This is a genomic window from Rheinheimera sp. (assembly GCF_036568245.1).
Taxonomy (GTDB): Bacteria; Pseudomonadota; Gammaproteobacteria; order Enterobacterales; family Alteromonadaceae; genus Alishewanella.
The window spans coordinates 1-7,545 of the sequence record NZ_DATCSY010000058.1; the positions used below are offsets into that span (position 1 = coordinate 1).

Here is a 7,545-nt window from a genome sequence, read left to right on the forward strand (position 1 = left end):
TAACTGTCTGACTCTGTTTCGCACCATGGTACTGGCTTTGAAATCCTCGCCAGACGGCGCCGCAGGTGCTGCTTTACCATTAAATTGCAGTGGTTGTTGCATAGCTTTAGCAGCCAGGTCTGGTGGCACTACGCCTTGTTGCTGCATCAGGTTCAGGTGGCGGTTACTCAGTTGCTCCAGTTCATTTCTGCCCTGCAGCAGATAATACGACGGTCGCCGCTGTGCAATGATTAACGCCATAATCTGCTTTAAGGCCTGGCCTTGCTGTTCGGTGTATGGCGGGCCTTGTTGCAACAGCCGGCTTACTTTTACCGGATCCGCGCCGAACCAGGCGTATAAACCTTCAGCCATACCGTTAACTTCACCGTAGGCAGGCGTAGCGGCAAGCGGCACGGTATTTATGTAATCGAGCACTATTCTCTGTCTGGTCATACTGGTATCAGGGCCATGTTGATAAGCTCTGACGCTGGCTGAAACCAGTTGGCGGAATTTGTCTGCGACATCAGAGGTAAACCCCTGTGGACTGTGGCGATACTTTTCCAGTTGCGTCGCCAGTGTGCTGCCGCCAGCCGGCGCGGCAGGAATACCGGCAGCCCGTTGCAGCTGTGACCAGACAGCTGCGCCTAAACGTGGCAAATTTAGCACCGGGTTGGCCCGCACATGTTCGGGTGTCAGCAGGGTTCTGTCTTCAACAAACAGCAGGCTCTGGATAATCAGCGGCGCAACTTTAGTTAAATCATCAAACTGCATTGCCGGCGCCTGATGACTATACAAGGTTTGCTGCTGGCAGCTGTTTACCAAAAGGCCAGCACTGTTTTTCTCAGTGTAGGGGGGATAAAAACCCAGCCCGGCGTATTGTTGTAAAGCGGGCGAGAATTCGCTTTGAGCTGTCAGGCGAAAGCCGGATTGCTGCAGTTTTTCAATCCATACTGGCAAACGGCTGTAACCAAAACGCTGATCAAACGGGCCGGCAGCAGGGTAGTGTATTTGCGTTGTCGCACCGTCTTTTAACTGATAGCTGAGTTTATTGCTATACCAATGCCAGAATGCCGACTGATAGAAATGATTGCGGCTTTCCTGATAAATGGCCAGTACCAGCACGATGAGAAATATCAATAACAGCCAGGGTAAGTAACGTACCGGTGGTTGCTCAGGTGCAACGTAAGGTGTTTCCCTGACATTGTCAAACGTCATGCGCTGCAGCAAGGGCTTGGCATGCAGCGTAGGTTCAGTTCTGGGCTTTTGGTTCTGCGATACACTCATACAAGCTAGGTTTGCTCCCGCATTTTCTGTTGTAACGCCTCTGCACGCAGCGCCCGGTGATCTGTGTTGGTGCTTTGCCAGCCGTGCAGGTTGTCATAAATCAGTTGGCACAGCGCGGCAATGTGCTCTGGTTCTGCGTTCAGTGCGCTGATGTACTCATAACGCTGTCCGCCAGCATGTAAGAAGTACTCTTTATTTTCTTCACCGATTTCTTCAATGGTTTCCAGGCAATCGGCAGAGAAGCCGGGGCAAAATACCTGAACACTGGTAACGCCTTGTGCCGGCAGCAATTTTAAAGTGGCATCGGTGTATGGCTTTAACCATTCTTCACGGCCAAAGCGCGACTGGAACGTTGTCAGATACTGCGCTTCTGTCAGGCCAAGTTCGGTGGCTATTAACCGTGAAGTTTTGTAGCACTCGCAGTGATAGGGATCGCCGTTTAACAGGTAGCGTTTGGGGATGCCGTGATAAGACAATATCAGTTTATCGGCCTGACCATGAGTGTGCCAGTGCCGGCGGATCTTATCGGCAGCGGCTCTGATAAACGGCTGATAATCAGGGTAGTGCGAAACGAAGCGTAAGTCAGGTAGCCAGCGCCGGCGCATAAAGTTGCGTGACAGTTCATCAAAGCTGGATGCTGACGTTGAGGCTGAATATTGCGGATATAGCGGCAGAACCAGCAGTTTACGCACACCTTGCGCGAACATTTTGTCCAGTACACTATCGAAGCTGGGGTTGCCATAACGCATGGCAAACTCAACAACGATATCGTCTCGGCCATCTGTCTTTAGCTGCTGTGCGATAGCGTCGCGCTGTGCCTGAGTATGAAACAGCAGTGGTGAACCCTGCTCGGTAAATACGGTGGCATAGGCTTTAGCAGAGCGACGGGGTCTGAACTGCAATATCACACCATTGAGAATAAACCACCACAGCAGGCGCGGAAATTCAACTACACGGGGATCTGATAAAAACTGCTTTAAATAGCGTTTTAACGCTTTTGGTGTGGGCTCGTCCGGTGTACCGAGGTTAGTCAGTAAGATACCGATTTTGTCATTTTGTTTGTGGTCGAAGGCGGACGTATTGATATAGCGCATAACAGGGCGGCTGCTCTTTTATTAAAAAGGAACTGACAGTACGGCATTACAACGATATCAGTTTAGCTGATCTAAGGCCTGAGCCGATCTTAGCAGTTTATAGCGCCGATAAGTAAGGAGGGTTGAAAAATTAATCTTGTTACCGGCATTGGAAAGGGCCGCTGCGAAACGGCCCGCTATAACCATTAGTGATGGTGATGGCCGCCTTCACCATGGGCATGGCCGTGAGCAATTTCTTCGTCTGTGGCCGCGCGTACCGACAGAATGTCGATAGCAAACTGCAGGGTTTTGCCGGCTAATGGGTGGTTGGTGTCAACGTCAGCTTTAAACATACCTACTTTGACGATAGTTACCTGACGCTGGCCATGCTCGGTTTGCACTACGGCTGTCATACCCGGTTGCCATTTTTTAGCGCCCAGCAGGTGTTTTACCTGAATACTCTGAATCGCATTTTCGTCGCGCTCGCCATAAGCCTCAGCTGGCGTCAGCGTGACGTCCAGTTTGTCGCCAGCAGCTTTACCACTTAGTTGCTGCTCCAGTGCCGGCAGCATTTGCTGATGACCGTGCAGATACAGTAATGGGTGGCTGCCGTGTGAGCTTTCGATTTGCGCGCCGCTGTTGGCGTCACTTAGGGTGTAATGAAACTGTACAACGCTGTTGTCACTGATTTGCATAATAGTTTGAGTCCGGTTGGCGTAAAGCCGTTATTATCGGGCCTGAGGCGGTAAAAATCGACAGCTTTAAGAAAAAACACGCCACAAAATGAGTGGCGTGTTTGGGGCTCTGCTGCATAGCAATCTGATAGTGGTATCAGGTTGCTGCTTTCATACTGCTGATAAATTGCGTTAACTGCGCCAGTAAATGCTCCGGCTGATGCTGGTGTTGCTCGATAAGCTTAACAATTGCTGAGCCCGAGATAGCCCCGGCGGCACCACTGGCTAACGCCTCTTTAACATGCGCCGGTGTCGAGATGCCAAAGCCCAGTAGCGGCGGAGCCGGGTTGTAGCTGCGAATGCGGCTTATCAGCTCAGAAGTGGGCATCGCCGCAGCCGTTTCTGTGCCCGTTACACCGGCACGGCTTAGCAGATAGGTATAACCGCGGCCATATGATGCTATCTGGCGTAAGTCTTCATCATCTACATTAGGTGGCACGATAAAAATCGGCGCTATGTCATGCTTGATAGCGCTTTGCCGGAATAGCTTGCTTTCATGCAGCGGCACATCGGCAATCAATACTGAATCAACACCGGCGGCGGCTGCCCGGGCATAAAAGTTATCAATACCACGCGCCATCACCAGATTTGAATACAGCAATAAACCAATAGGAATAGTGGCATGGTAAGAGCGTATTCTGGCAATAATATCAAAGCTGATGGCCGGGGTAACACCGGCGGCTAAGGCGCGGATATTGGCGCCCTGAATAGTCGGGCCGTCGGCAATGGGGTCTGAAAACGGTATACCCAGCTCCAGCGCATCGGCACCGGCATCAATCAGCGTTTTAATGATCTCAAATGACAGCTCTGCTGTCGGATCGCCGATAGTGACAAAAGGGACAAAAGCACCACGGTTTTGCTGCTGCAGGCGGGTAAACATCTGTTGATAACGCTTCATAACTTCGCTCCTGCTAATACACTGTGCACATGGGCTAAATCTTTGTCGCCACGGCCGGACAAATTCACCAGCAGTACAGTCGGTTCGGTTGCCTGTTCTGCCATTTTCAATGCGTGAGCCAGCGCATGGGAACTCTCCAGTGCCGGAATAATACCTTCGCTTTTTGCCAGTAGCTGAAACGCCGCTAAAGCTTCATCATCGTTGATGGCCACGTAACTGGCGCGGCCGGTTTGTTGCAGATGGGTATGCTGCGGGCCAACGGCCGGATAATCGAGGCCGGCGGAGATAGAATAGGACTCTTCAATCTGGCCATCAGTGGTTTGCATAATAGCGGTATAGGCGCCATGTAAAATACCATAACTACCGGTAGACAGCGCTGCACCATGCTGATGGGTATCGATACCTTTACCGCCGGGTTCTACGCCAATCAGTTTTACACCCGGCTCGTCGATAAAGTCGGCGAACATGCCGATAGCATTTGAGCCACCGCCAACGCAGGCAATGACGGCGTCGGGCAGTTTGCCTTCGGCTTTTAACAGCTGTTGCTTGGCTTCTTCGCCGATCATTTTCTGAAAGTCACGTACTATGGTCGGGAAGGGGTGAGGGCCGGCTGCAGTGCCTAGCATATAGTGCGTGGTGTCGTAACTGGCAGACCAATCACGCATCGCTTCATTTACCGCATCTTTCAGCGTGCCGCTGCCACTGGTAACAGGTATAACGGTAGCGCCCATCAGCTTCATCCGAAACACATTCGGTTGCTGGCGTTCAATGTCTTTAGCCCCCATGTAAATTCGGCACTTTAACCCGAGTAAAGCACAGGCTAAGGCGGTTGCAACACCATGCTGGCCGGCACCGGTTTCGGCTATCACTTCCTGCTTGCCCATACGTTTAGTCAGCAGTGCCTGGCCGAGCACCTGATTGGTTTTATGTGCACCACCATGCAGTAAATCTTCGCGTTTTAAGTAAATTTTAACTTTCGGGTTAGGCGAAATATTGCGGCACAGCGTTAAAGGCGTTGGCCTGCCGGCGTATTCTGTCAGCAGTTGCTGAAACTCGGCATGAAAAGCCGGATCGGCCAGCGCATCAACGTAAGCTTGTTCCAGCTGTTTCAGTGCCGGTACCAGTAATTGCGGTACAAACATTCCGCCGTACTGGCCAAAGTAAGGGTTAAGTTTTAGCTCACTCATAATGAAATTCCCGGATTTTGGTAAATGCTGACTGGATTTTCGCTGCATCTTTGCAGCCTGGTGCGCTTTCCAGCCCTGAATTAAAATCTAGCCCGGCCACCGGCAGCGTCAGTGCTTTGCTGCAGTTGTCTGGGCTTAGGCCGCCTGCCAGCATCAGCGGCACGGCGGAGGATTGTTGTGTTAGTAATTGCCAGTCAAAGCTGATACCGCTGCCACCATGTTGCTGCGGATGAAACGCATCCAGCAAAATGCGATCTGCCAGTGTGGTAAAAGCCGGTAAGGCATCTTTGACACGGTAGGCTTTCCAAATCTGACAGCTGGCATCGAGCAGCGCGCGCAGCTTTTGCAGGTAGCGATCATCTTCTTCGCCATGCAGCTGCACCGCGCTTAGTTTCAGCTGCTTCGCCTGCCGGGCTACCAGTTCGATATCGGCATTAACAAAGACACCGACATATTGCAGTGGCGCGCCTTGCTGCACTATTCCGGCTTGCTCTGGCGTAATATAACGCGGTGATGCCGGGTGAAAAATCAAGCCGCCGTAATAAGCACCGGCCGAGTATGCGGCTTCAGCGTCCTGTGGTCGTGTTAAGCCGCATACTTTGTGCTCGCCCTGCACCAGTTTACGGGTAGCAAGGGCTAAGTTGGCTTCAGCCATCAGTGAGCTGCCGACTAAAAAGGCATCGGCTACCTGGGCTAAATGCCGCACTTGCTGGTTAGTGTAAATGCCAGACTCTGATACCACAGTTCTGTCAGCAGGAATAAGCTTTGCCAGCCTGAAGCTGGTGTCTAAGTTGGTGCTCAGATCGCGCAGATCGCGATTATTAATACCAATAAGTTCGGCATTCAACGCCACTGCCCGCCGCGTTTCTTCTTCGTTACTGACTTCGGTCAGCACTGTCATATTCAGCTCTCGTGCAACAGCAGCCAGCTCACGGTACTGCGCGTCATCTAACACCGACAACATTAGTAACACCGCATCTGCGCCACAGTGGCGGCCAGCGTATATCTGGTAGCTGTCAATGATAAAGTCTTTATGCAGTAAAGGCTTGTCAGTCAGGGCACGCACAGTGCGCAGGTAGTCATAACTGCCCTGAAAGAATTGCTCATCGGTCAGTACCGAAATGCAGTCAGCATAGCGGTTATATACCTGCGCCAGTTCTTGCAGATTAAAATCAGCGCGGATAAGCCCTTTGGATGGCGAGGCTTTTTTACACTCTAATATAAAGCGTGGCCCACTTTGTTTCAGCGCGGCCAGAAAATCACGCCGGCTTGGCAGCACTTCGCCCGCGAAGCTCTTAAGCGGTAACTGCTGTTTTAACTTTGCGACTTCATCACGTTTATGGGCAACGATTTTTGCCAACACGTTTGGCATTTGTTCAGCCATGTTGCTGCTCCTTGGCTTGTGACTGACTCAGCGCAATAAACTGGCTAAGGGTATTGTAAGCCCCGCCGGATTGCAGCAGCTCAAGTACGGCGCGGGTATTCACTTTTAGATCATCACCCAAGCCGGCAATTTTCAGCATGGCTGCGACATTGATTGCCACCGCCGTATTGTGCGCGGCCTGGCCTTGGCCTTGTAATATCGCCCTGGTTGCTGCGGCATTTTCGCCCGGCTCACCACCGGCCAGTGCACTTAAAGGCATTAAGCTTACGCCGAAGTCGTCCGGAGTCAGGCTGAACTCGGTAATTACGCCATCTTTTAGCTCACAGACATAGGTGGTGCCATGCAGCGCTACTTCATCACAACCACTGCCATGCACCACCCACGCACGAGTCAGGCCAAGCTGCTTTAATGCCTGTGCCATAACACGGCACAACTTAGGATCGTATACGCCGAGTAACTGATAGTCAGGTGCTGCAGGGTTAACCAGTGGCCCCAGCAGGTTAAACAGCGTCCGGCTTTTTAGCGCATTACGCACCGGCATCGCATGCTTTATGCCGGTATGGTACAAAGGCGCAAACAGAAAACTGCAGTTAGTTTGTTGCAAGGTATCCGCCGCCTGCTGTGCAGACAGCTGAATATTAACCCCCAGATGTTCCAGTAAATCGGCAGAGCCGGAACGGGATGACACACTGCGGTTACCATGTTTAACGACTTTTAACCCCATGGCCGCGCCCACTATAGCGGCAGTGCTGGAGATATTAATGGTATTGCTGCCATCACCACCTGTGCCACAGCAGTCGATACTGCCACTGATCCGCGCAGGAAAAGGTGCCGCTGCAGCACGTAAGGCACTGGCGGCACCGGCAATTTCATCAGCGGTTTCGCCGCGCATTTTCAGCGCGACCAGTAAAGCCGTCAGCAGTACAGGGTCGACATCGCCGGTAACCACGGCAGAGAAAAACTGCTCAGCCTGCTCAAAGCTAAGCGCCTGACCACTGAGGCTATG

Annotated in this window: 7 protein-coding genes; all 7 read right to left on the reverse strand. The window is 52.0% G+C overall.

Annotated features, from left to right (window positions below; genetic code table 11):
- Positions 1-1,263: transglycosylase domain-containing protein (locus VIN66_RS02585; protein ID WP_331922535.1), on the reverse strand; the 1,263-nt coding region annotated here is incomplete at its 3' end.
- Positions 1,264-1,268: 5 nt separating this feature from the next.
- Positions 1,269-2,357, reverse strand: a complete 1,089-nt coding sequence (hemH, locus tag VIN66_RS02590; protein ID WP_331922536.1) for a ferrochelatase — start codon at positions 2,355-2,357, stop codon at positions 1,269-1,271.
- A gap of 185 nt (positions 2,358-2,542) precedes the next feature.
- Entirely contained in the window at positions 2,543-3,031 is a 489-nt protein-coding gene (locus VIN66_RS02595; RefSeq protein ID WP_331922537.1) for a peptidylprolyl isomerase, read from the reverse strand.
- A gap of 136 nt (positions 3,032-3,167) precedes the next feature.
- Complete coding sequence (trpA, locus tag VIN66_RS02600; protein ID WP_331922538.1) at positions 3,168-3,968, reverse strand: tryptophan synthase subunit alpha; 801 nt, start codon at positions 3,966-3,968, stop codon at positions 3,168-3,170.
- Complete coding sequence (gene trpB / locus VIN66_RS02605) at positions 3,965-5,155, reverse strand: tryptophan synthase subunit beta (RefSeq protein WP_134056367.1); 1,191 nt, start codon at positions 5,153-5,155, stop codon at positions 3,965-3,967. Before trpB ends, trpA begins: the two co-directional genes overlap by 4 nt.
- On the reverse strand, positions 5,148-6,539 hold the full coding sequence (gene trpCF / locus VIN66_RS02610) for a bifunctional indole-3-glycerol-phosphate synthase TrpC/phosphoribosylanthranilate isomerase TrpF (RefSeq protein ID WP_331922539.1): 1,392 nt from the start codon (positions 6,537-6,539) through the stop codon (positions 5,148-5,150). Before trpCF ends, trpB begins: the two co-directional genes overlap by 8 nt.
- The coding region (gene trpD / locus VIN66_RS02615) for an anthranilate phosphoribosyltransferase (protein WP_331922540.1) at positions 6,532-7,545 on the reverse strand (1,014 nt) is incomplete at its 5' end. The genes trpCF and trpD, both read right to left, overlap by 8 nt.

Bases quoted from the DNA above. Each gene is read 5' to 3' on its own strand.
- VIN66_RS02595 (WP_331922537.1), bottom strand. From the start codon at position 3,031: ATGCAAATCAGTGACAACAGCGTTGTACAGTTTCATTACACCCTAAGT.
- hemH (WP_331922536.1), bottom strand. From the start codon at position 2,357: ATGCGCTATATCAATACGTCCGCCTTCGACCACAAACAAAATGACAAA.
- trpCF (WP_331922539.1), bottom strand. From the start codon at position 6,539: ATGGCTGAACAAATGCCAAACGTGTTGGCAAAAATCGTTGCCCATAAA.
- trpB (WP_134056367.1), bottom strand. From the start codon at position 5,155: ATGAGTGAGCTAAAACTTAACCCTTACTTTGGCCAGTACGGCGGAATG.
- trpA (WP_331922538.1), bottom strand. From the start codon at position 3,968: ATGAAGCGTTATCAACAGATGTTTACCCGCCTGCAGCAGCAAAACCGT.